Origin of the sequence: Chitinophaga sp. S165 (assembly GCF_003182155.1) — a bacterium.
GTDB lineage: Bacteria > Bacteroidota > Bacteroidia > Chitinophagales > Chitinophagaceae > Chitinophaga.
Genome location: NZ_QGTG01000004.1, coordinates 291,414 through 315,880 on the forward strand (window position 1 = coordinate 291,414; position 24,467 = coordinate 315,880).

The 24,467-nt window shown below is 46.5% G+C and carries 11 protein-coding genes; all 11 read left to right on the plus strand.

What is annotated here, in order from left to right; all coding sequences use genetic code 11:
- Positions 1–639 precede the first annotated feature (639 nt).
- The 11 genes from C7475_RS18495 to C7475_RS18545 all read left to right on the plus strand — a co-directional run bounded on the left by C7475_RS18495 (position 640) and on the right by C7475_RS18545 (position 24,381).
- A complete protein-coding gene (locus tag C7475_RS18495; protein WP_110054869.1) occupies positions 640–2,505 on the plus strand; it encodes a beta-N-acetylhexosaminidase in 1,866 nt (621 codons plus the stop codon).
- Positions 2,506–2,787: 282 nt separating this feature from the next.
- A complete protein-coding gene (locus tag C7475_RS18500; protein ID WP_158286544.1) occupies positions 2,788–4,341 on the plus strand; it encodes a T9SS type A sorting domain-containing protein in 1,554 nt (517 codons plus the stop codon).
- Positions 4,342–4,912: 571 nt separating this feature from the next.
- Positions 4,913–8,089 carry a TonB-dependent receptor gene (locus tag C7475_RS18505; RefSeq protein WP_110054871.1) on the plus strand — a complete coding sequence of 1,059 codons (3,177 nt, stop codon included), beginning with the start codon at positions 4,913–4,915 and terminating at the stop codon, positions 8,087–8,089.
- Between the two features lie 11 nt (positions 8,090–8,100).
- Positions 8,101–9,864 carry a RagB/SusD family nutrient uptake outer membrane protein gene (locus C7475_RS18510; protein WP_110054872.1) on the plus strand — a complete coding sequence of 588 codons (1,764 nt, stop codon included), beginning with the start codon at positions 8,101–8,103 and terminating at the stop codon, positions 9,862–9,864.
- A 64-nt stretch (positions 9,865–9,928) separates the two neighbouring features.
- A complete protein-coding gene (locus C7475_RS18515; RefSeq protein ID WP_110054873.1) occupies positions 9,929–12,034 on the plus strand; it encodes a DUF3826 domain-containing protein in 2,106 nt (701 codons plus the stop codon).
- A complete protein-coding gene (locus tag C7475_RS18520; RefSeq protein ID WP_110054874.1) occupies positions 12,027–15,122 on the plus strand; it encodes a DUF6298 domain-containing protein in 3,096 nt (1,031 codons plus the stop codon). Before C7475_RS18515 ends, C7475_RS18520 begins: the two co-directional genes overlap by 8 nt.
- A 9-nt stretch (positions 15,123–15,131) precedes the next feature.
- A complete protein-coding gene (locus C7475_RS18525) occupies positions 15,132–16,526 on the plus strand; it encodes a glycoside hydrolase family 140 protein (RefSeq protein WP_110054875.1) in 1,395 nt (464 codons plus the stop codon).
- A 484-nt stretch (positions 16,527–17,010) separates the two neighbouring features.
- The gene (locus tag C7475_RS18530; RefSeq protein ID WP_233259893.1) at positions 17,011–17,844 is read left to right on the plus strand and encodes a glycoside hydrolase family 43 protein; all 834 of its coding nucleotides are present in this window, start codon (positions 17,011–17,013) and stop codon (positions 17,842–17,844) included.
- Positions 17,845–17,849: 5 nt separating this feature from the next.
- Entirely contained in the window at positions 17,850–19,694 is a 1,845-nt protein-coding gene (locus C7475_RS18535) for an exo-alpha-sialidase (RefSeq protein WP_233259894.1), read from the plus strand.
- Entirely contained in the window at positions 19,694–23,491 is a 3,798-nt protein-coding gene (locus tag C7475_RS18540) for a family 78 glycoside hydrolase catalytic domain (RefSeq protein WP_110054878.1), read from the plus strand. The genes C7475_RS18535 and C7475_RS18540 overlap by 1 nt, the downstream gene beginning before the upstream one ends.
- On the plus strand, positions 23,482–24,381 hold the full coding sequence (locus C7475_RS18545) for a sugar phosphate isomerase/epimerase (protein ID WP_110054879.1): 900 nt from the start codon (positions 23,482–23,484) through the stop codon (positions 24,379–24,381). Before C7475_RS18540 ends, C7475_RS18545 begins: the two co-directional genes overlap by 10 nt.
- Positions 24,382–24,467 lie beyond the last annotated feature (86 nt).

A 24,467-nucleotide genomic window follows, 5' to 3' on the forward strand; every position in this document is an offset into this window, starting at 1 on the left:
GGGCAGGTATTCTCCCCGGAAGAATGCTGTTTTCCTCAACTACTTACGGAGTAAGTATGTCCGCAAAAGATCAATCAGCCGGATGTCCATTCCTTTGCGTTTGCAAAGGTCTGGAATCCGCTGACAGCAGGACTTATGAACAGCTTCTTTTAATGGTATATTGAGGATATCTAGCTGTTCTGCTTGTCCAGGCGGGACATTCCACAACAGATTAAAGATATAGCCATGGAGATGGTCATCCGATGGGATTCCCATCACAAAAGCGATGCTTGTTCGTAAACATTTTTTAAGCGTTGGTACCTCGCCTGTCACCTTTCTTCATCCATTGGTCAAACCCCTCCGAAGACAGGCAGCACTTTCGCAGTACAGTTACATATGGGCTCAACTTTCCCTCGTTAACTTGTAGAGCCATCAACTGTATTTTGATCATTCCGGGAGAATTGCCGTCAGGTTTTTTTCCCGGAATTTGTATTTAGTTCCTGCCAATTGTCTGCTTGTAACCTCAAAGGCGACTTGTCCAATCTTCTGACCGCTCTTCTTACGATATTTCCGCTGCTACTTTATCTCAGTTTTATCCTCCTGCTGATATTCCTGAAATGGGTAGTATTTGCTATCTTATAGCCCACAAACCGACTCTCCATGAAGTATCCCGTATTATTTTGTGCCGCGTTATGTTGCCTGCTCTCACAGGTATTTGCCCAGAAAAGGGTGCATGTTATACCTGAACCTGTGTCAGTACAGGAGCAGCCAGGCGATTTTATTTTCGATCCGCATGTTGCGATAACTACCACGTCTGCAGACAAACAGCTGGCTGGTACAGTACAGTGGTTTTTCGACCGGATCAACACTTCTACAGGGTTCCGTTTAAAACAGACGAAACAGGCAGAAGGAAAGGCTATTAACATTGTTCTGAAGCAGGGAGGAAAGGAGGAAGGATATATACTGGCAGTTACTCCGAAAGAAGTAACACTTACTGCCGGCACTGCTGCAGGTGCTTTTTATGGACTTCAGACATTATTGCAGTTGTTGCCGCCGGATATAGAAGGGCAGAAGGTCGTTAACCGTACCTGGACCATACCCTGCGCCACTATTAGCGACTATCCGCGTTTCGGATGGAGAGGGCTGATGTTGGACGTGAGCCGTCATTTCTATACAAAGGAAGAGGTGAAACGTTACATAGATGAAATGGCTAAATACAAGTACAATATCTTTCATTGGCATCTGAGTGATGACAATGGCTGGCGGATAGAGATAAAAAGCCTCCCTGAACTTACGAAGACCGGTGCATGGCGGGTACCACGTACCGGAAGGTGGGGTAGCTTTGAATCTCCTCAACCGGGAGAAAAAGCCACAGAGGGCGGTTTCTATACCCAGGAGGATATAAAAGAGGTCATTGCCTATGCTCAGTCACGTTATATCACTATACTGCCCGAAATAGATGTTCCTGCGCATAGCATGGCTATGATAGCCTCATATCCTAATTTGTCCTGTACACAATTGCAGTATAGTGTGAATCCGGGTAGTCACTTTTATAAAGCAGAAGATAATGCACTGTGTATAGGTAACGATTCTGTTTTCCTTATGCTGGATAAGGTGTTCACGGAAATAGCAGCTTTATTCCCCTTCGATTATATTCATGTAGGCGGCGATGAAGCTTTCAAAGGCTTCTGGGCTAAATGTCCGAAATGTGGAAAAAGAATGGAGCAGGAGCATTTGAAAAATGTAGATGAACTGCAAAGTTATTTTGTGAAGCGCATGGAGAAGATCCTGAAGAGTAAAGGGAAAAAACTGATCGGGTGGGATGAGATCCTGGAGGGCGGACTGGCGCCGGAAGCTACAGTGATGAGTTGGAGGAACATGAATGGCGGAATTGAAGCGGCAAAGCAGAATCATCATGTGGTAATGAGTCCCTGGGCCTTTAGCTATCTGGACCTCTATCAGGGAGATCCCGCGGCAGAACCACCCACTTATGGTATGTGCAGGCTTACCGATTCATATACCTACGATCCCGTGCCGGAAGGAGTGGATGAGAAATATATCCTCGGCGGACAAGGTAACCTGTGGACAGAGTCTGTATCTAATTACAGGCATATTCAGTACATGACATGGCCAAGAGCACTGGCATTGTCAGAAGTTTACTGGAGCCCGAAATCAAAACGTAACTGGGATGATTTTATTGACAGGCTGGAAACCCAGTTTGTACGTATGGATACTGCAGGGATCAAGTATTCGCGCAGCGCCTGGAATGCGATCGTAAAACCTCAACAAAATAATAGCGGAGAATTATCGGTACAATTATCAACAGAGATCAAGGGTTTAGACATTTATTACACTTTTGATAATTCTGATCCTGATAAATGGTATCCTCGTTATACAGGGCAGCCACTTAGCTTCCCGAAGGGAGCGGCAAACCTGAGTATCACTACTTACCGGAACGGGAAACAGGCCGGAGAGCAGTTTACCGTTAGTAAAGAAGAGTTGTTAAAACGGCTAAAAGATAAGTGATTAATAGCCAGTGGGCTATTAATAGCAGCGCCGTCCGGGTTATCGGGCGGCGCTTTACTGTATTACATATATAACATTTTTATTCTTTTTTCAAGAAACTATTCCTTACTTTGAATGTAATTTAACTATCCGGAAAACCTAATGACTATACCAACTAGGAGTTCACTTCCCTCAGTGGCTCTAACCATTATTTATTGCCTGGTCTCATCAATTTTTATTCATGCGTGGAATAACAGTATTGCAGACAGAACAGACAATGTAACCCGCTTTCAACCATCTGATATGCGGTTGAACAGGATGAACGATGCCGGCGCATGCGCCCCGGACCTCGATTCTACGCCTGTTGTTACCGCTATAGCTGCTGCTGGAGATAGTATTTATGGCATAGGCGGCACGATCACGCTGTATGTTACCTTTGATCATGATGTGATAGTAACCGGCGGCACACCCGCCATTGTTTTGGGTGTAAATCCAGTGATCAGAACTGCACTATATGTTTCCGGAAGTAGTACTAATACCCTTGCTTTTGCCTATACTGTAAATAAAGGAGATACCACTGCCATGCTGGATTACACCAGTACGGACGCACTGCTTCTCAATGGGGCTGTTATTCGAAGTAGTGGTGGCTCCCCAGCTTCACTGGTATTGCCTGCGCCAGGGAGCGAAGGTTCTATTGCGGGGCAGCATAAGATCATCATTGATGGTAATGCGCCCGATGCGCCTGTTATTACTATTCCCTTCCGGAATGCTGTTTTCAATACAAAAGATATGTTGATCAGTGGTACAGCAGAGCCTCATACCCTGATCACAGTATACATAGATGGTGATGTGCTGACCACCGCAACTGCCAATGCAAATGGCAACTGGTCTTCAGCTTTTACAGCTAACTCCCTGACAGATGGCAATCACAATATTAAGGCTACTGCTAGTGATAGCGCAAAGAATGTAAGCCCGCTAAGTGCTGCAATACCCGTCGTAACAGATGTTACCATACCCGGAGCAATGTCAGTCGTTATCCTGTCTGGCAATGAAAATGATTCATACGCCACAGCAGGTGATGTTATTACTGTTTATTTTACAGTAGATGATGCGATCAATACACCCGATATCATGATTGCGGGAAAGCCTGTTCCTGTTACTATGATGAGCGATAAGGAATATGTTGGCAGGTACACAGTTACCGCGGCAGATGCGGATGGTCTGGTCCCCTTTTCCATTGCCTTCAAAGATGTGCATGGAAATGAAGGCGTGACTATCACTACCTCTACGGATAACAGCAAGGTTTTTATTGACAAAAAACCACCGGCGGTTACCCTGAATACCATAGAAACTTCTCCGCTCAGAAATGCATTTCTCGTTTATATCAGTTTCAGTGAGGCCATTACAGACTTCGATCCCAGCTATCTGACAGTGACGAATGCCGTTATTTCTGAACAGACCAACATTAGTAATAATGTGATGACTATCCTGGTTACTCCGCAGTATGACGGTAAGGTCACGTTGAAACTGGCTGCCAATTCGGCCCATGATGTAGCAGGTAATCCCAGCCTGGCGGCTAAAGATCTGGAAGTAGAAGCTCTTTTCGGGGGGTATTTTGAGAAAGTCTATCCTAATCCGGCATCTGGTACGATGCATCTTCATTTTACGGGTACAGTGAATGAAAAGGCAAAAGTGAGCATGACAAGTTTTATGGGCGTCGTGGTGTATGAAAAAGAACTACAGATGAATGATAAAACGCTGACCCTCGATGTAAGCGGTGTGGAGCCAGGGGCCTACATCATGAGGATGAAGTCAAAGAATTATGATTTTTACACAAATGTGATCATCATACACTAGCATAATAAGCGTCTCACGTACAATTGTTACAACATTTCTTAATATTTTCCGTGCATTTTATTTGCCACGCCATTATCTTTGGGGCGGACAGAAACACTGTATGCGCTTGATATACCAGCTATTCCAGGCCTTATCTTCAACCGGGACGATCCCGGCGTCATGTGAAAATTATATTGATTTAAAGAGAAATAATTTCCGGCAACGATTGCGTAAATAAAAAGTACCAGAATTAAATAATTCTGTAGCTTGTCGAAAATTAGTGTCACACAGACACTGTTGACGAATAGTAATTAAGATTCCATGGTTGTGAAAGGGGATTGTAGTTTGGGGATTGGCCTGTAAGTATTGTCAGTTACTCCATTGCAAGGATATAGAGAAGCTTAAAAAATTCCTTAGTATGAAAATTTATGTATTCCACCATTTGATCGCTCAGAAGATATTTTGCCAGCGGTTATTTAAACACCGTTTCCTGAATTAAGGACACCATTATTAAAGAATTCCACTATTAAAAGCAGCATTCCGTTAGACCACCGTGTTTTCAGCATGCTGTATTCAGCAAAAAAATCAGCTGATGAAGAACTTTTTATTCCACAGAAAACTGTTATTGCCGGGGGCATTACTGTTTCAAATGACTGCAGCAGCGCAACAACTGGCAGTTAACAATCCAAATGCGACACCACCTGCTGTTTCGCAGGCTAAAGAGATTATCCTGAAGGGGAAAGTAATAGGGACTGAAGAGGGTACCGGCTTGCCGGGTGTTACTGTTCGCGTAAAAGTGGGCAATAAGGGCACCACTACTTTACCTGATGGTTCTTATACACTGAAAGTGCATGAGAATTCAACTATTGTGGTATCCCTGATAGGCTATCTCACACAGGAGATCCCTGTGAACAGGCAACAAAGTATCGACATATTCCTTGCCAAAGACGTTAAGGCTCTGAATGAGGCGGTGATCATCGGTTATGGCGCTCAGAAACGGGCTAATGTACTGGGTGCTGTCGCTTCAGTGAATGCCGCTGAAATTGAGGACCTTCCTGTTGCCAACCTGGCTACGGCCCTTCTGAACAAGGTGCCGGGAGTATCTGTTAATCAATCTTCCGGTCGTCCGGGGTCCAACACTTCTATCACCATCCGTAATCCCGTGACCTGGGCAGCCACCGGTTCTTCTACAGACCCACTGTTCGTAATAGACGGCTTTCAAATGACAAAGCAGGATTTTGACAACCTGGATGCTACCCAGGTAGAAAGTGTCACCTTCCTTAAAGATGCAGCGGCTTCCATCTATGGGGCCAGAGGTGCTAACGGCGTGGTGCTCGTGAAAACTAAAACAGGTCGTCCGGGCAAACCCCGTATCAGTTATGCAGGGTCTTACGGTAAATCTTCCGCGACCTACATTCCTGAGATGCTGAACTCCTACGATCATGCAGTACAGTTGAACAACAAGTATACTGCTTTGCAGGATGCCAACACCGCGAGGTATTATACTGCAGAAGAACTGGCTTATCTCAAAACACATAATTATAACTGGATAGATGACGTATGGAAAAGTTCACATCTCAGCCGTCATACGCTGAACGTGAGCGGTGGTAGTGACAGGGTGACATTTTTCGCAGGTGGTAACTACTATTCAGAAGATGGTAACGTGGGAGATCTTAATATTACCAAATACGGACTGCGTATGGGAGTAAATGCAAAGATCATCGACAATCTGACTGCCAATATCTCTTTTGCTACCGATAACTCGAATATCAACAGGCCTACGCCTAAAACGGTGCAAGCCGGTTTGACGGAGCAATCCGACCAGATGAGCGCTACCGTAAGCGCTCTGCTGCTTACTCCAGGATGGGTACCCATGTATATTGACGACAGACCGGTGTTCTCTTCCCTACCAGGATGGCATCCCGGAGAACTGGTAAAGACAGGCAGTTACAGCCGCACCCGCTCGCAGGGGCAGACCATTAACGCCAGCCTGGAATATAAACTGCCGGCTATCGAAGGACTTTCCTTCCGTGTACAATATGCCCGCAATAGCCGTAATACTTTCGGTAAGGAGTTCTATCTGCCTTATTCGCTGTACAACTTCGTGAGGGAAGGCAATCACCAGACTACACAGAACGTCATTTTCACCAATCAGCTGACAGCTATCAATCCGACTACGTTCATCAAGAATGGTAACCTGATGACTGAATCTTATGGAGGTTCCAATAACTATCAGCTGAACGAAGCAATTAATTATGCGCGCACATTTGGCAAACATGATATCAATGTAGTACTGGTAGCAGAACAGGGTGAGTCGTTCACCGATGCCTTCGATACCCGTCGTGAACAGGTGGTAATACCTGGCATAGATCAGCTGTTCGCTTTCAGCATGGATAAAAACTTGTATGATAACTCCGGTTCTTCCGGCGAAACCGGCAGGATGAGTTACATCAGCCGTGTGAACTATGGCTTTAATGACAAGTACCTGTTGGAAGCAACTTTCCGAGCGGATGCTTCACAGAACTTTCCAAAGAATTCCCGCTGGGGATACTTCCCTTCTGTAGCAGTAGGCTGGAAAATATCACAGGAGAAATTCTTTACTGACAACGTGAAGTTTATAAATGATCTGAAGATCAGGTTCCAGGTAGGTCTGACTGGCAATGATGCCGTTAAGAACTATCAGTACAAGGAGCGTTACACGCAAACTACCGGGATGTTGTTTGGAAACACTATGACCAGTGGTTTGAACAACAATGATATTCCGAATGCTTTCATCACCTGGGAAAAGGCGCTGTATAAGAACCTGGGATTTGATGGTAGCTTCTTCGACCGCCGTTTTGATTTCGCTATCGACCTGTATCACCGATACAATTATGATATGCTGATGCAGCCTACAAGTACGGTACCTACCAGCTTTGGGGGTGGCATCTCCGATCAGAATTATGGTCGTCTGAAATCATATGGTATTGAAGCGATGCTGGGTTATAATGGTAGTATCGGTAAGGACTTCAAATACTTTACTTCTATCAACTTCGGCATCAGCGATAATAAAGTGATCCGCAAATACTATGGCGCAGGCGACACCGCGTGGAGAAATCCGATCGGCCGCAGAACAGATAATGGACTCGAAGGGTATAAATCAACCGGCATCCTGCGTACACAAGCGGACGTTGATGCTGTCCTGGCCAAGAATCCGGATTGGACTATTGACGGTGAAAAGCTTGTTCCTGGTTATATGAACTACGAAGATATCAACGGTGATGGTAAAATAGATGAGAATGACAAGACACGTATTGCACCGAGAGGCAGCAGCCTGTTTGGGGTAGGGTTTAACCTGGGTGCTTCCTGGAAGACGATCAAGCTCAGTGTGAATATTGGTTTACAGGTAGGTGGTTCTATTGCTTACGACAAGTCTGCAAGGACACCGGCTACAGAAAATCAACGTGCACTGGCTATCTGGAAAGATTCATGGTCGCCGGAAAATCCAAATGCAAAATACCCGCTCATCAATTCCCCGCTGATCAAGGAAGTTTCCGACTTCTGGGTGCGCAGCGCTACTACGATGCGCGTGAATAACATGATGCTGTCTTACAATATTCCACAAGACCTTTCTGCCCGCTGGAAAGTACCTGAGTTCAGGATATTCCTGACCGGCACCAACCTTTGGAATATCATTAATAATACGCCTTACAAAGATCCGGCTACGAACCTGGCAGTAGATTACCCTGCCCTGCGTACATATACTTTCGGATTGAATGTGAGCCTGTAAACTATTATGCCATGCGAAAAATATTCAGCTATATATTACTTACTGTCAGTCTGAGCGCCTGTTCCGACATTCTTGACAAGACCGACCTGACAGGTATTGACGAACGTACCTGGGATAATGAATCTACCGCCACGCTTTACCTCAACAGGGTATATGATCAGTCCATGCCTACCTGGCCTAATCTGACAGGAGGAGCTACCTTACCTACAGCGATACATGACCTGTCTGACGATTATAATGGAGGAGATGCAAAGCTCTGGTACGGTACATTATCAGTAGACAATATCAATGATTTCTTTGCGGGTAATGCCTCTAACAATGGGTGGACATATATCCGTAAGACCAATATCCTGTTGTCGGAAATAGAAAAGGGCACACTGCCTGTGGATGTAAAGACAAAGATTAAGGCGCAGGCCTATTTCCTGAGAGGATGGCTGTATTTCCAGCTTGTGAAACTGTACGGTGGGGTACCTTATATCAGTCATCCGCAGGACTGGATCGCTGAAAACCTCTATGTGGCCAGGAACAAAACCTCAGAATGTATTGACTCTATCGCAAGGGATTTTGATATGGCAACTTCCTTACCAGGTACCTGGGGCAGTGCGGACAAGGGAAGGATCACAAGAGGGGCTGCATTGGGCATTAAAGGCCGTATGCTGCTATATTGGGCAAGTCCCCAGTTTAACCCCAATAATGACCCTGCACGCTGGGAAAGGGCTTATAAAGCCAATAAAGCGGCATATGATACCCTGGTGATAGATGGATATGGATTGTTCTCCAGTTTTGCTAATATCTGGCTGGATGAAGGGACCGGTAACAAAGAAGTGATCATGTTACGCTCTTTCGACGGGGCTAACAAGGCCAGCACTTTTGATGATGCTGCCCGTCCTTATTCAGAATCCAATGGCGGCGGGGGCTCTTATCAGCCAACACTGGAACTGGTGAATGCATTCCCTACTGCTGATGGACTGCCTATTACAGATCCTGCTTCAGGGTATGATCCTGTTTATTACTGGAAGAACCGCGATCCGCGTTTTGATGCGACCATCGCTTACAATGGTTGTGTATGGCCGTTGAGTAACAAAACAGGCCGTAAGCAATGGAACTACACCGGTGTAACGGAAGATAAGAACAAGGCGAATGCAACAGGGTTCTATTGCCGGAAAAATGTCAATACTTCTACCATTAAGGATAACACCAAATTGGGTAAAACAGACTGGATAGAAATGCGTTTTGCAGAAGTGATGCTGAACCTGGCAGAATGTGCTAATGCCACCGGTCGTACGCAGGAGGCTTATGATATGCTCATCGCTATCAGGAAAAGAGCAGGTATTAATGCCGGCGAAGGCGGGCTGTATGGTTTGAAGCCGGCTATGTCCAAAGAAGAAATGTTTACCGCCATTATCAATGAGCGCCGTATTGAACTGGCGTTTGAGGGTAAGCGTTATGATGATCTGCGTCGTAATAAATTGTTTGATCAGCTGAATGGAAAAAAACGTTCTATCTTAAAGATCACAGTAAAGGCGCCTTATACAGTTGCTGATCTGGAAAAGCCAGACGCTACGGGAATTATGCTGCGTGACAAGCTCGACCTGAACGGACCGGATTATACAACGTATTTTGAGGTGACGGAAGATGTGTTGGATACACAGAAGCCGATCAACTATCCGTCTAACTATTATTTCTATGCCATACCGACCACGAATCTTACGAGGAATCCGAGCTTGGTGCAAACTATCGGATGGGGTAATGGCACTTTTAATCCGCTGGAATAAACCATATAACATAATACAACCATCTCTGGGCTGTTGAAGTTCAAGGACCATTAAACTACTTCTAATGAAACATTATCTCGCCGGAACATTGCTTATCGCCGCCCTCGGCACGGCGCAAGGCGTTTATGCCCAGTATCCCACCATCCCGAAAGCAGTACAGGATGTCAGTGATTCGTTGCTGGATGCAGCCAAAAAACATTCGGATGAGGCATGGGAAAAGGCCCTGCCTATCGTGAAACAGGAAGCCCGTCAGGGAAGGCCTTACATTCCATTTGCCTCCCGGCCAACTGACCTGCCACAGGCTACCATTCCAGCCTTTCCTGGTGCGGAAGGTGGTGGCGCCTACACGTTTGGCGGAAGGGGAGGAAAGATCTTTGTGGTGACCAGTCTGGCCGACAGCGGTCCCGGTACCCTGCGTGAAGCCTGTGAAGCAGGTGGCGCCCGTACCATCGTGTTTAACGTAGCAGGTATCATTAAACTGAAAACGCCTATCATTCTCATGGCGCCTTATATCACTATCGCCGGTCAGACAGCACCTGGCGACGGTGTTTGTGTAGCTGGCGAATCTTTCTGGATCAATACACATGATGTGGTGATCCGTTATATGCGCTTCCGTCGTGGTGAAACGACCGTAGGCCGTAGAGATGATGCACTGGGTGGTAACCCGATCGGTAATATCATCATTGACCATTGCTCTACGAGCTGGGGCCTTGATGAAAATATTTCCCTCTATCGCCACATGTATAATCCAGGTCCAGGATACCAGGACGAAAAGTTGCCTACTGTGAATATCACTATCCAGAACACGATCTCTGCTGAAGCACTGGATACTTACAATCATGCTTTCGGTAGCACATTGGGTGGTGAGAACTGTTCCTTTATGCGTAACCTCTGGGCTTCCAATGCCGGACGTAACCCGTCTATCGGCTGGTACAGCGTGTTCAATTTTGTGAATAACGTTGTGTTCAACTGGAAGCACCGTACTGTAGATGGCGGCGATTACCGTTCACAGTACAACATTATCAACAACTACTTTAAACCAGGACCTGTTACACCTACGGATGATCCGGTGGGACACAGGATACTGAAGCCTGAATCAGGCCGCAGCAAACTGAAATACCGTGAATTTGGCCGTACATATGTTTCAGGTAACATTATGGAAGGTTATCCGAAGATCACCAGTAACAACTGGGATGGTGGTGTACAGATCGAAGATATGGACAATGCCGGCGAATACCAGGCTGATATGCGTGTGGATAAACCGCTGCCTATGCCTCGTATGATGGTGATGTCTGCAAAAGACGCTTATCAGTATGTACTGGATAATGCAGGCGCTACACTGCCTGTAAGAGATCCTGTAGATACAAGGGTGATTGAGCAGGTAAGGACCGGTAAGATCCAGTACAAAGACAATACATCTTCCAAGATAGGCAGTGAGTTTATCAAACGCCGCTTACCTGCAGATTCTTACAAACAAGGTATCATCTATGATATCTCACAGGTAGGCGGATATCCTGAATACAAAGGAAAGCCTTATAAAGATTCTGATGGTGATGGTATTCCTGATGATTGGGAAACCCGTCATAAACTGAATCCTAAAGATGCGAAAGACGCTGTACTGGATTCCAATGGAGATGGTTATACCAATATCGAAGACTTCCTGAACGATATCAAAGGCGAAAAAAAAAGTTACCAGATGATCGTAACTGAACGTGCTGCCAAGATCGTTTCCACGCTGGATATTCATGATGCGGGTAAATCACTGCAGGTACAGGATATCATTGCACAGCAATATGTTGATCTGCATGATACGGAAGAAAAGAAGGATACGGCTGCTGTGCACAAACTGCATGAGCGTTACCTGGCAAAATTATCATCAGTACTGACTACCGAACAGGTTACAAAAGTAAAAGATGGTATGACCTATGGTGTTCTCCCGATCACCTACAATGCATATCTGCAGATGTTGCCACAGCTGAACAAACAGCAGCAGCAACAGATCATGAGCTGGTTGGAAGAAGCACGCGAGAAAGCAATGGATGCTGGTAGTTCTGAACAGAAGCATGCTTGGTTTGGTAAATATAAAGGCCGCATCAACAACTATTTATCATCAGCAGGTATTGATATGAAAAAGGCGGAAGCCGACTGGAAGAAACGAAGGAATGAATAGAAGAATATTAATAGCATGGATCGCCTGTTGTATGCCGCTACTGGCTGCAGCGCAGGCAAAGAAACCGAAGGCGCCTTTGCCTCCCGTTTCATGGGAGAAAGGGCAGCTGATATACCAGCAGGATGAGCGGGGAAACCGTGTTCCCGATTTCTCCTGGTGTGGTTACATGTCTGGAAATAAAGCATTGCCCCTGACCCCCATAAGGGTCAGGGTGCCTGCTATGAAGGAGGATGCTACTGCAAGGATACAGGCAGCGCTGGATTATGTCGCATCACTACCGGCGGATAAAGACGGCATACGCGGAGCTGTGTTGCTGGATAAAGGAACATATGCCGTTAATGGCAGTCTGCGCATCCGTACTTCAGGTGTCGTGCTGAGAGGAAGCGGAGACAGCACGGTATTACTGGCTACCGGTTACAGCCGCGCTGTACTGGTGCATGTAGGTGGCCGTAACGATAAACAGTTGTCGCCTGCCGTAAAACTGACGGACGCTTATGTACCTGTAAACAGTGCCGTAGTTCATGTTCCATCGGGTGCCACATTCAAAGTGGGAGATGAGGTAGAACTAGTAAGGCCTTGCACACTCTCCTGGATACAGCAGCTGGGCACTGCTCATTTCGGTGGTGGCATTACTACCCTGGGATGGAAGCCTCGCGACCGTGATATTCACTGGTCAAGGAAGATCACTAAAATAGAAGGAAATACAGTAACGCTGGACGTGCCCTTAACAACAGCGCTGGACACTACATTTGGCGGAGCTACCATTGCTGTGTACAAATGGCCGGGACGTATTTCACAGGTAGGTGTGGAAAACCTGCATTGCCGTTCAGTATTTGATGCTAATAATCCGAAGGATGAAGATCATTGCTGGACAGCCATCGCAATAGAAAATACCACGGATGCCTGGGTAAGACGGCTCACTTTTGAACACTTCGCCGGTTCGGCTGTATCGGTGTTGGAAACGGCCAGCAGAGTGACAGTAGAGGATTGTATCTCTTTGTCGCCAGTATCTGAAATAGGAGGGCAACGCCGTTATACCTTTTTTACTTCCGGTCAGCAAACTCTATTTCAACGCAACTATGCGCAATACGGTTACCACGATTTTGCTACCGGCTTTTGTGCTGCAGGTCCGAATGCATTTGTAGAATGTATGTCTGATCTGCCATACAGTTTTAGTGGAGCTATTGATAGTTGGGCTTCAGGCTTGTTGCTTGACAATGTAACTGTAAACGGTCAGGCGTTGGGATTTCCTAATCGCGGTCAGGACGGACAAGGTGCAGGATGGACTGCTGCAAACAGCATGTTGTGGCAATGTGCTGCTGCCAGGATTGATTGTCCCCGGCCACCTGGCGCTAATAACTGGTCTTTTGGGGCCTGGGCACAATTTACGGGAGACGGGGAATGGTATAGTTCCAATGAATATGTTCAGCCACATAGCTTGTATTATGCACAACTGGCCGCAAGGCTGGGAGAGGAGGCTGCAGCACGTGCTAATTTGCTGCCTGATCTGGGAGATGCTTCCAGCAGTCCTTCAGCAGCAGTAGCTGCTGAGTTGTCCCGTCAGGCAATGCAACCAGCTACTACATTATATGAATGGATAAAACAAGCTTCACAACGTGAGCCTATCCCTGTTGATGCAGCAGGTGTAAGGATACAGGAAGAGGTGTCTCAGCCAAAGGCATCCGCAGTAACCGGAATGAAAATAATGAATGGATGGTTAGTGAATAACGGTGCTGTTATGACCGGCGATAAGCGGGAAGTATCCTGGTGGCGTGGAAATATACGTCCCGATGGTATACAGGAAGCTTCGCCGCATATTACCCGTTTTGTGCCAGGAAGAACAGGTACCGGGCTAACAGATGATCTTGACTCCGTATCTGCCTGGATGGAACGCAAACATGTTGTAGCAATAGATCATAACTACGGACTGTGGTATGAAAGACGTCGCGATGATCATGAACGTGTACTACGTCTGGATGGTGATGTATGGCCTCCTTTTTATGAGCAGCCTTTTGCCCGTAGCGGACAAGGTACTGCGTGGGATGGGCTGAGCAAGTATGATCTCAACAAATGCAATCGCTGGTACTGGTCCCGCCTGCAACAGTTTGCAGGTCTGGCTGACCGTAAAGGTCAGGTACTGATCCATCAGCAGTATTTTCAGCATAATATTATTGAAGCAGGGGCTCACTATGCTGATTTCCCCTGGAGGCCCGCCAACAATGTTAATGCGACCGGTTTTCCAGAACCACCGCCATATGCAGGTGGTAAACGCATTTTCATGGCGGAGCAATTTTACGATACTACTAACACCGCCAGAAAACAGTTTCATCGCGCATACATCCGTCAATGCCTGGACAACTTCAGCAGCAATCACAACGTGATCCAGCTGATAGGGGCAGAATTCACCGGTCCTTTACATTTTGTGGATTTCTGGGTAGATGTGATCAATGCATGGGAAAAAGAAAAACGGCAACATCCTGTGATCGGATTGAGTACCACGAAAGACGTGCAGGATGCCATTCTACAAGATCCGGTACGTGCGCCGCTGATCGATCTGATAGATATCCGTTACTGGCATTATCAGGTGGGAGGAACGGCTTATGCACCACAGGGAGGCCAGAGCCTGGCGCCCCGTCAGCATGCACGTTTGCTAAAACCGAAACGGAGTGACGAAAAAGAAATATATCGTGCAGTGCGTGAGTACCGTGACAAGTATCCTGCTAAGGCGGTGATCTACTCTGCTGACAGTTATGATAAGAACGGCTGGGCTGTATTTATGGCAGGAGGTTCTCTTGCCAATATTCCATCCATAGCTGCACCCGGTTTCCTGTCTGCCGCTGCTGGTATGCATCCGGCAGACATTCCGGGGTTCTTTGCCCTTGCAAATGATCGCGGTGACTACATCATTTATTCACCGGGAGCAACTGCTATTGATGTTGCAGGTGCGGCAGGTACTTTTAATGCGGTATGGATAGATGCAGCCACGGGGAAAACACTGTTAAATAAGAAAAATATTAAAGCCGGTACCGGTCATTCACTACCGACGCCACAAAACGGTGCGTTGGTGTTATGGCTGGTGCGTAAATAAAGACCTATCATGCTGAACAAGATCTGTTTTGTGACCTTTTGCCTGTTCATTTGTCTGACAGTATATGCGGATGCTCAGCAAAGAAAGATGTTACCACTACGTGTATCTTCCAACGGAAGATATTTTGAAACTTCAGACGGCAAACCTTTCTTCTGGTTGGGAGATACTGGTTGGTTGTTATTCACCAGACTAACCAGGGAAGAAACAGAACAATATCTTAGTGACCGCCAGCAAAAGGGTTTCAACGTTATCCAGGTAATGGTGCTTCCCAGTGTCGGTGCTGCCAACATCTATGGTGACTCTGCACTGATAGCCAGGAATGTGGCGCATCCGTTAACCACGAACGGTAGTCAATTCTCTGATACTGTCCAATATGACTATTGGGACCATATGGATTTCGTGGTTGCCAAAGCTGCTGAGAAGGGCCTCTACATGGCACTGGTGCCTGTGTGGGGCAGTCCTGTAAAAGCGGGCCTTGTAACGGAGAAGGACGCCACATCTTACGCATCTTTCCTCGCAAAGCGTTATAAAGATCAGCCGAACGTTATCTGGATGAATGGTGGTGACATTAAAGGAAGTGATTCGATGAATGTCTGGATGGCTATTGGTAATACCTTACACAAGGAAGATCCTGGCCATCTTGTAACCTATCATCCGCGTGGACGTGCACAATCATCCGACTGGTTCCATAATGCTTCCTGGCTGGCATTTAATATGTTCCAGTCTGGTCATCGTCGCTATGATCAGGACACTAGTGCCGGTGATAAAAAGTATGGAGAAGATAACTGGAGATATGTTACTGTCGATTATAATCGTAAGCCTGTTAAACCTGTTATAGATGGGGAGCCCTCTTATGAGGGTATTCCACAGGGGTTGCATGATACTTTAGAACCTTTCTGGAAAGACTGTGACGTACGCCGGTATGCTTACTGGTCAGTCTTCGCCGGCGCATGTGGGTATACTTATGGCCATAATGCTGTTATGCAGATGCATAAACATGGCGACGGCCGTGGTGTATATGGAGTTCGTGAATTTTGGGAGACGGCGATCAATTCGCCGGGTGCAGGGCAGATGATCTATCTGAAGAAATTAATCTATTCGCGTGGTTATGCGGATCGTGTACCAGATCAGAGTTTAGTATCTGATAGTGGCACAGGATACCGGCATCTTTTAGCTACGCGTGGGAAGGATTATGCGTTTGTGTATAGTTATACAGGTCGTAATATTCCGGTGAATATGGGACGGATCGCTGGTAGCCGTGTGAAGGCTTCCTGGTATGATCCGCGAAATGGGAATACCAGTGAAATTGGTGTATATCCGAATAAAGGAGTGATGGTTTTTGACCCGCCCGGAGAAGAGCAGAATGGAAATGACTGGGTGTTGGTGATAGATAAGATGAAGTAAGCTTTCGGTTTCAGGTGGCATTGCGGTCGGCGCCTCTTTGGTTGGATTTCTATTGAGCGTTGTCAATCGTTTGAGTTTGGGAATACTCGATCTGGCGGCATCAATCGTGCCTCAAAGAGCCGAAGGCCCGCAATTACCACCTGAAACCGTCGCTACTTCAGGGCTGTTCATAAGTAGCTGATGGGTTATTATCAATGGCGATATGAATTTGTTGGGAGAACAGAAGCACAAGCGGTTTCAGATGGAGATGGCGGGCCTTCGGCTCTTGGATGTACGATTGATGCTGCTATATTCATATTCCAAAGCCAATACGCTTGATAAAGCCAAATAGAGATCTAACCCAAGAGGCGCCGACCGCCGTCCCATCTGGAACCGTGCAAGGCCCAAAAACTGTAAAAAGATTCCCGGTTGAAAAATGAAGCAACTCACTATATACATATTAGCAGTTACATTATTTGCTTGTCGTTCAGGAAAAGATGTTTACATGTTCACATCTTTCCGCGAACCAGGGAAGGATGGCCTGCATTTCCTTTACAGCTACGACGGTTATAAATGGGATAGTCTTCCCAATAGTTTCTTAACCCCCGTCGTAGGCAAGGATAAGATCATGCGGGATCCCAGTATTGTGAAAGGGCCTGACGGCGTTTTTCATCTCGTGTGGACCACCAGCTGGAAAGGTGACAAAGGGTTCGGGTATACTTCTTCCAGAGACCTGCAGCACTGGGAGCAACAAGAATTTATACCTGTTATGGAGCATGAGCCCACAACAGTAAATGTATGGGCGCCGGAATTGTTCTATGATGAAGATGAAAAACAGTTCATCATCATCTGGGCATCCTGTATACCTGGACGTTTTGAGAAAGGCATAGAAGAGGAGGCCAACAATCACAGGATGTATTACACCACTACTAAAGATTTTAAAACTTTCTCTCCGGCGAAGTTGTTTCTCGATCCTGGCTTTAGTGTGATAGATGCGGTTATTGTGAAGACTGGTATGCAGGAGTATACACTAGTGTTAAAAGATAATACGCGGAATGAACGGGACCTTAAAGTGGCTTTTGCGAAACATCCGCTGGGGCCTTATAGTACTGCATCTGCCGCGTTTACGGGCAAACTTACCGAAGGGCCTACAGTGCTTAAGAATGGTGAAGAATGGCTGATCTATTATGATGATTACGACAATAAAAGGTATGGAGCTGTGAGCACAACAGACTTTCACAATTTTAAAGATATTAAAGGTCAGATAAGCGTGCCCGATGGACATAAACATGGAACGGTGTTTAAAGTCCGTAAGAAAGTATTACATCAGATCAAATGAAAGATATGAGGATCAGCGCAACGATATGCATTTTGAGCTTACTGTTAAGTACAGCTGTGAAGGCACAGGAAAGTATACGTTATACAGGGAATACACTGGTGAATGTAGATTATCACCATGGGCAACTGCGCCCGGTGATGGGGGTGCACAGCATACAGATCATGCGCGCTAACAGGGAGCATCCGGAACTGGGAGACAAGATGGGATGGACCTACAATCATGCGCCCATGCTGGCGTACTGGAATAAGCGCTTTTATGTGGAATACCTGAGTGATGAGAAAGGAGAAAGCATACCGCCCGGACAAACGTTATTGCTCTCTTCTGAAGATGGTTATAACTGGGGAATGCCTGTTGTATTATTCCCTCCTTATAAAATACCGGATGGTACTGTGAAGGAAGGGCATCCTGGTGTGGCTAAGGACCTGTTTGCTGTTATGCATCAGCGCATGGGCTTTTATGTGTCGAAGAGCAACAAATTGCTGGCATTGGGCTTTTATGGTATTTGCCTGGATGCTAAAGATGACCCGAACGATGGGAACGGTATAGGCCGTGTCGTAAGGGAGATCTTGCCTGATGGTAAGTTTGGCCCTGTTTATTTTATCAGGTATAATAAAAAATGGAACAAGGATAATACATCTTATCCTTTTTATACGAGCAGTAAAGACAAGGCGTTTGTGGCCGCCTGTAATGAATTGTTAGCTACTCCCCTGATGACGCAGCAATGGAATGAAGAGGCAGATAGGGACGATCCGTTGATCTCGTTACAGAAACAGTATAAGGCTTTCTGTTATTATCACCTGCCGGATGGCCGTGTAGTGGGTTTATGGAAGAATGCACTGACCAGTATGAGCAAAGATGAAGGGCGCACATGGGGCACAGTGGCGCGTGCTCCAGGGTTTGTGAATAGTAATGCGAAGATCTGGGGACAGCGTACTACAGATGGCCGTTTTGCGACAGTATACAATCCTTCAGAATATCGCTGGCCATTGGCATTGTCTGTAAGTAAGGACGGAATAGACTATACAAATCTATTGCTGGTGAATGGAGAGATTACACCGATGCGTTATGGTGGTAACTATAAGTCTTATGGTCCGCAGTATGTGAGAGGGATAGAGGAAGGTAATGGTAACCCGCCAGATAGTAACCTGTGGGTGACCTATAGTATGAACAAAGAAGATATCTGGGTGTCGGTAATACCGGTACCTGTTATTGATAAAGCTCCTGCACATGTTAATGATGTATTTCCCGAGTTGAAGCCGTCTACTGCTTTAAAAGACTGGAACATCTATAGTCCCCGGTGGGCGCCGGTGTCTATAGGCAAAGTGCCTGGCGTAAAAGCAGAACAGCAACTAATACTGGAAGACAAAGATCCTTTCGATTATGGAAAGGCCGAAAGGTTGTTCCCTGCATCCTCAAAATTATCAGTTTCCTTTACTGTAACTGCTGCTCAGAATAGCCATGGCGCTTTGCATGTTGAATTGCAGGATGGAAAAGGCACTCCGGGTCTCAGGCTGGTGTTTGATGCCGATAGTGTTTTTAAGGCGAAGGCAGGCGCCCGCTTTAAGAACTTTATGAAATATTCACCGGATAGCATGTATAACGTTCGGCTCACTATTAACACTACCAATCGTTTTTATACTATTAATGTAAATGGTAAGGACGTACTCACGAGTTTAATGTTTGCACCTGTGGATAAATTGGAAAGAATAGTATTCCGGACGGGTGAGCCGCGACATTTCCCTGATGCGGATACACCGGCTGATCAGGAGTATGATCTGAAACAGGCAGGGGAACAGGAAGCACGTAATGCGAAATTTTATATAAGGTCTCTTAAAACAGCAGAACTATAATGCGAGCGCTTGTTTCTATATTATTCATGCTTGGTGTTGCTCAACCTTTAACAGCAGAACCAATGTCCGGTAGAGGTGCTGTATTTGCTGTACCAGCACCTGGCTCTGTCTCTCTGCAGTATCTCCGTTGTGAGATGTTGGTTAACCCTGTAGGTATCGATGTTACTCTCCCACGGCTTAGTTGGGAAATTGCCGGTACCAATCGTAACGTTATGCAAACGGCTTATCAGGTGATGGTAGCGTCTACTCCTGAGAAACTCGCCGCAGGTCAGGCAGACCTGTGGAATTCAGGAAAGATCATCTCCCGGAATAGCATTCATATTCCTTATAACGGTAAGGCTTTGCAAAGCCGTCAGCAGTGTTACTGGAAGGTTAAAGTGTGGACGACTGCAGGTGAATCCGCATGGAGCAATGCTGGCTCGTGGAGCATGGGATTGCTGAACAGGTCAGACTGGAAAGCCCGGTGGATAGGCGCTGATACCAGTTTTGCCTGGGACAGTGCGCATACAAAGTTCTCCCGTTTATCTGCCCGTTATTATCGTAAGCCTTTTGTAGTTCAACAAGCTGTTAAACGTGCTACAGTTTATGTGGCAGGACCGGGTTCGTATGAACTGTATATAAATGGCAAACGTACAGGCACGGAAGTGTTGTCGCAATCGCCGACGGATTTCCGGAAGACGGTAAAGTATAATACCTATGATGTTACTAATGCAATACACAAGGGCGAGAACGTTATTGGCGCTGTATTGGGTAATGGACGATACTTTACCATGCGGCAGGCTTATAAGCCGCATAAGATTACCACATTTGGTTATCCCCGTTTGTTATTGCAGCTGGAAGTGATATATGCAGACGGCAAACAGGAGATCATCAACAGTGACCCGACATGGAAACTGACAGCAGATGGCCCTATCCGAACGAATAATGAATATGACGGAGAGGAATACGATGCGAATAAAGAAATGCCGGGGTGGAATACTCCTGGCTTTAACGATAAGACCTGGCAGCAGGCGGAAGCTGTACCTGCGCCGGAAGGTGTACTGCGGGCACAAATGAATGAACCGATGCGGATTGTTGACAGATTACATCCGTTGTCTATAAAAGAGAAAAAGCCAGGTGTATATATTGTGGATATGGGGCAGAACATGGTAGGCTGGATGCAATTGAAAGTAAAAGGAAAGAAGGGGCAGCAGGTGGTGATGCGTTTTGCAGAGACACTGAAAGCAGATGGTAGTCTTTATGTAGATAATCTTCGTGATGCAAAAGTAACGGATATATATACCCTCAAAGGGCAGGGAGAAGAAACCTGGGCGCCTGCATTTGTATATCATGGATTTCGATATGTGGAGATCAGTGGTTATCCCGGGCAATTGCAAAAGAGCGATCTCGAAGGGCAGGTGATCAGCGATGATCTGGCACATACAGGTACTTTTGAAACATCAGATCCAACTATCAACGGCATCTATAAAAATGCTTACTGGGGTATCCTGGGTAACTACAAAGGCATGCCATTGGACTGTCCGCAACGCAACGAGCGGATGCCCTGGTTGGGCGACCGTGCTACGGGAGCATACGGAGAAAGCTTCCTGTTTGACAATGCCAAACTATACGCCAAGTGGCTGGATGATATTGAACAGTCGCAAACTAAAGCCGGCGCCATTCCTGATGTGGCACCTGCTTACTGGAATTACTACTCCGATAATATGACCTGGCCGGGTACTTACCTGATGATCGCTAATACGCTTTATGAGCAGTACGGCGATCTGCAACCCATCACAAAGCATTATGCCTCTATGAAACAATGGCTGCATTATATGCGATCAAAATACCTGGTGGAGGGCATTATGACGAAGGATAAATACGGAGACTGGTGTGTGCCACCGGAGTCTAAGCAGTTGATCCATACAAAAGACCCTTCACGTATTACAGACGGCGCGTTAATTGCTACTGCCTACTATTATCACTATCTGAACATGATGGCAAAGTTTGCAGGTCTACTGCATCAGCCTAATGATGTGACTGCGTTCAAAGCTGCTGCAGATAGTATTAGAACCACGTTCAACAAACGTTTCTTTCATACAGATCATTATGGAAATAATACGGTGACCGCTAATCTGCTACCATTATCATTTGAGATGGTGCCTGCCGGTATGCGGGAACGGGTGTTCAAACATATCACTGACAGTACTCTCTTAAAATATGGTGGACATATCAGTACAGGGCTAATCGGTACACAATGGCTGATGCGTGGAATGACCCATAACGGCAGGGCTGATATTGCTTACCAGATAGCTGCAGACAGAGACTATCCGGGATGGGGGTATATGGTGGAAAATGGCGCTACTACTATCTGGGAATTATGGAATGGTAATACAGCTGCTCCTGCTATGAATTCGCATAACCATGTGATGCTGCTGGGCGACCTGCTGGTATGGTTATATGAGGATATTGCAGGCATTAAAAGCGGTGCAGCGGGTTATAGCCAGTTAGAGATGAAACCGGTACTGGTGCCTGGGCTAGACCGTGCGAATGCATCTTACCATACTATGTATGGCATGGTACGCAGCAGCTGGAAAAAAGACATTAATAAGTTTACCTGGAAGCTGACGATTCCGGCAAATACCACTGCCTCCGTGTATATACCCGCTCGTGCTGTGTCGGGTATACTGGAGGGAGGAAGGCCGATCGCTGATGTAAAAGACATTACTTTCCTGAGAATGGAAGATGACAGAGCCGTGTATAAGATCGGCTCGGGCGACTATGAGTTTACGTCTGACCTGCAGTTGCCCTGGAAGAAAGGTATTGTGGAAGATGAATTCATCTTTGAAGACGCGCCTTTCCCGGAAAGCCATGCCGCTACATTGGCAGAAACGCCTAAAGGGCTGGTGGCAGCCTGGTTTGGCGGTACGAAAGAGAGAAACCCGGATGTGGGGATCTGGGTAAGCCGTAAAGAAGGCGATAAATGGACGACGCCTGTAGAAGTAGCTAATGGGATCATGTCAGACACAGAACGTGTGGCCTGCTGGAACCCTGTATTATACCAGGTGCCGGGCGGTGCATTGCAATTATACTATAAGACGGGTACGAGAGTGGCTACCTGGAAAGGCTGGATGAAAACATCCGCCGATGGCGGATTAACCTGGTCTGCCGCACAGGCCTTGCCTGATGGTTTCCTGGGGCCGGTGAAGAATAAACCTGTACTTCTTGACAATGGCGAGTTGCTTTGTCCGTCGAGCACCGAAGGAAATGGCTGGAAGGTGCATTTCGAATGTTCTACAGATAATGGCAAGACATGGACAATGCGCGGTCCGATCAACGACGGTAAAACATTTAATGTCATTCAACCCAGTGTATTGAAGCACGGTAAAGGCAAATTACAGATACTGTGCAGAAGTAAGGAAGGAGCAGTAGTGCAGTCATGGTCGGAAGATAATGGTAAAACCTGGTCGGCTCTCAGCGCTACTGCATTGCCCAACAATAACTCAGGAACAGATGCAGTAACCCTGGCTGATGGCAGGCAGTTAATAGTGTATAATCACGTAAAGACGCCGGCAGGTAAATCAAAAGGTGCACGTACACCCTTGAATGTGGCCGTATCCGACGATGGTATTCACTGGTCTGCCGCACTGGTGCTGGAAGGCTCGCCGGTAAGCCAGTATTCCTATCCGTCAGTGATACAGACAGCAGACGGTTATGTGCATGTTGTATATACCTGGCGCAGGCAAAGGATCAGGCACGTAAAAATAGATCCTCGCGCCCTTGAATTGAAACCAATAAATAACGAGCAATGGCCATGATGGAAAAAACAAACAGGCGCCGTTTCCTGGGTAATGCGGCTTTATTGGCAGGCGGAATGTTGCTGCCGGAAATGGTATTCGCAGCCTTTAAGAAGGACCCGAAATACAGGATAGCAGTATGTGACTGGATGATCCTAAAACGCCAGAAATTAGGCGCCTTTCAGCTTACAAAAGATATTGGAGCGGATGGAGTGGAAGTGGACATGGGAGGACTGGGTAACCGTCCGACATTTGACAGCAAACTGTCTGATCCCGTTGTGCGGCAGCAGTTCTTAGATACGTCAAAGTCGCTGAATGTTGCTATCAGCTCTATGGCAATGTCTGGATTCTATGCGCAATCTTTTGCTGAAAGACCGGAAGTGGAGAAGATGGTACAGGATTGTATAGATACAATGGTGCAGATGAATATAAAGGTCGCTTTTCTGCCACTAGGTGTTCAGGTGGATCTGGTTAAACGTCCTGATCTGCGACCGGTTGTTATACAGCGGTTAAAGAAGGTAGGTGCGAATGCAGAAAAGGCCGGAGTGATCATCGGTGTGGAAACGGCATTACCGGCCGTTGAGGAAGCGAAGCTGCTCGATGAAATAGGCTCGCCTGCTGTGAAGAGTTATTTTAACTTTTCAAATGCATTGCAGGCCGGGCGTGATCTGAGCCAGGAATTAAAGACATTGGGCGCAAAACGTATCTGCCAGATACATTGTACAGATACGGATGGCGTATGGTTGCAGAACAATACCCGCATCAATATGAAAGAAGTGAAGAAAACACTGGACAAGATGCATTGGAGTGGATGGCTGGTGATAGAACGTTCACGCGACGCAAATGATCCGCGGAATGTAAAGAAGAATTTCAGTGCGAATGCTGCTTATATGAAATCTGTGTTTCAGTAGGCGTGCAGTTTAAATGTTATTACCGGAGATTTTCCGGGAACAGTATTAGTCAACCAATAGATGCCCGCTTAGTTTGTGCGTATGAA

What these genes read in the sequence shown, in the direction of transcription:
- C7475_RS18495 (WP_110054869.1), top strand. Translation starts at nt 640, where the DNA reads ATGAAGTATCCCGTATTATTTTGTGCCGCGTTATGTTGCCTGCTCTCA.
- C7475_RS18500 (WP_158286544.1), top strand. Translation starts at nt 2,788, where the DNA reads ATGCGGTTGAACAGGATGAACGATGCCGGCGCATGCGCCCCGGACCTC.
- C7475_RS18505 (WP_110054871.1), top strand. Translation starts at nt 4,913, where the DNA reads ATGAAGAACTTTTTATTCCACAGAAAACTGTTATTGCCGGGGGCATTA.
- C7475_RS18510 (WP_110054872.1), top strand. Translation starts at nt 8,101, where the DNA reads ATGCGAAAAATATTCAGCTATATATTACTTACTGTCAGTCTGAGCGCC.
- C7475_RS18515 (WP_110054873.1), top strand. Translation starts at nt 9,929, where the DNA reads ATGAAACATTATCTCGCCGGAACATTGCTTATCGCCGCCCTCGGCACG.
- C7475_RS18520 (WP_110054874.1), top strand. Translation starts at nt 12,027, where the DNA reads ATGAATAGAAGAATATTAATAGCATGGATCGCCTGTTGTATGCCGCTA.
- C7475_RS18525 (WP_110054875.1), top strand. Translation starts at nt 15,132, where the DNA reads ATGCTGAACAAGATCTGTTTTGTGACCTTTTGCCTGTTCATTTGTCTG.
- C7475_RS18530 (WP_233259893.1), top strand. Translation starts at nt 17,011, where the DNA reads ATGTTCACATCTTTCCGCGAACCAGGGAAGGATGGCCTGCATTTCCTT.
- C7475_RS18535 (WP_233259894.1), top strand. Translation starts at nt 17,850, where the DNA reads ATGAGGATCAGCGCAACGATATGCATTTTGAGCTTACTGTTAAGTACA.
- C7475_RS18540 (WP_110054878.1), top strand. Translation starts at nt 19,694, where the DNA reads ATGCGAGCGCTTGTTTCTATATTATTCATGCTTGGTGTTGCTCAACCT.
- C7475_RS18545 (WP_110054879.1), top strand. Translation starts at nt 23,482, where the DNA reads ATGGCCATGATGGAAAAAACAAACAGGCGCCGTTTCCTGGGTAATGCG.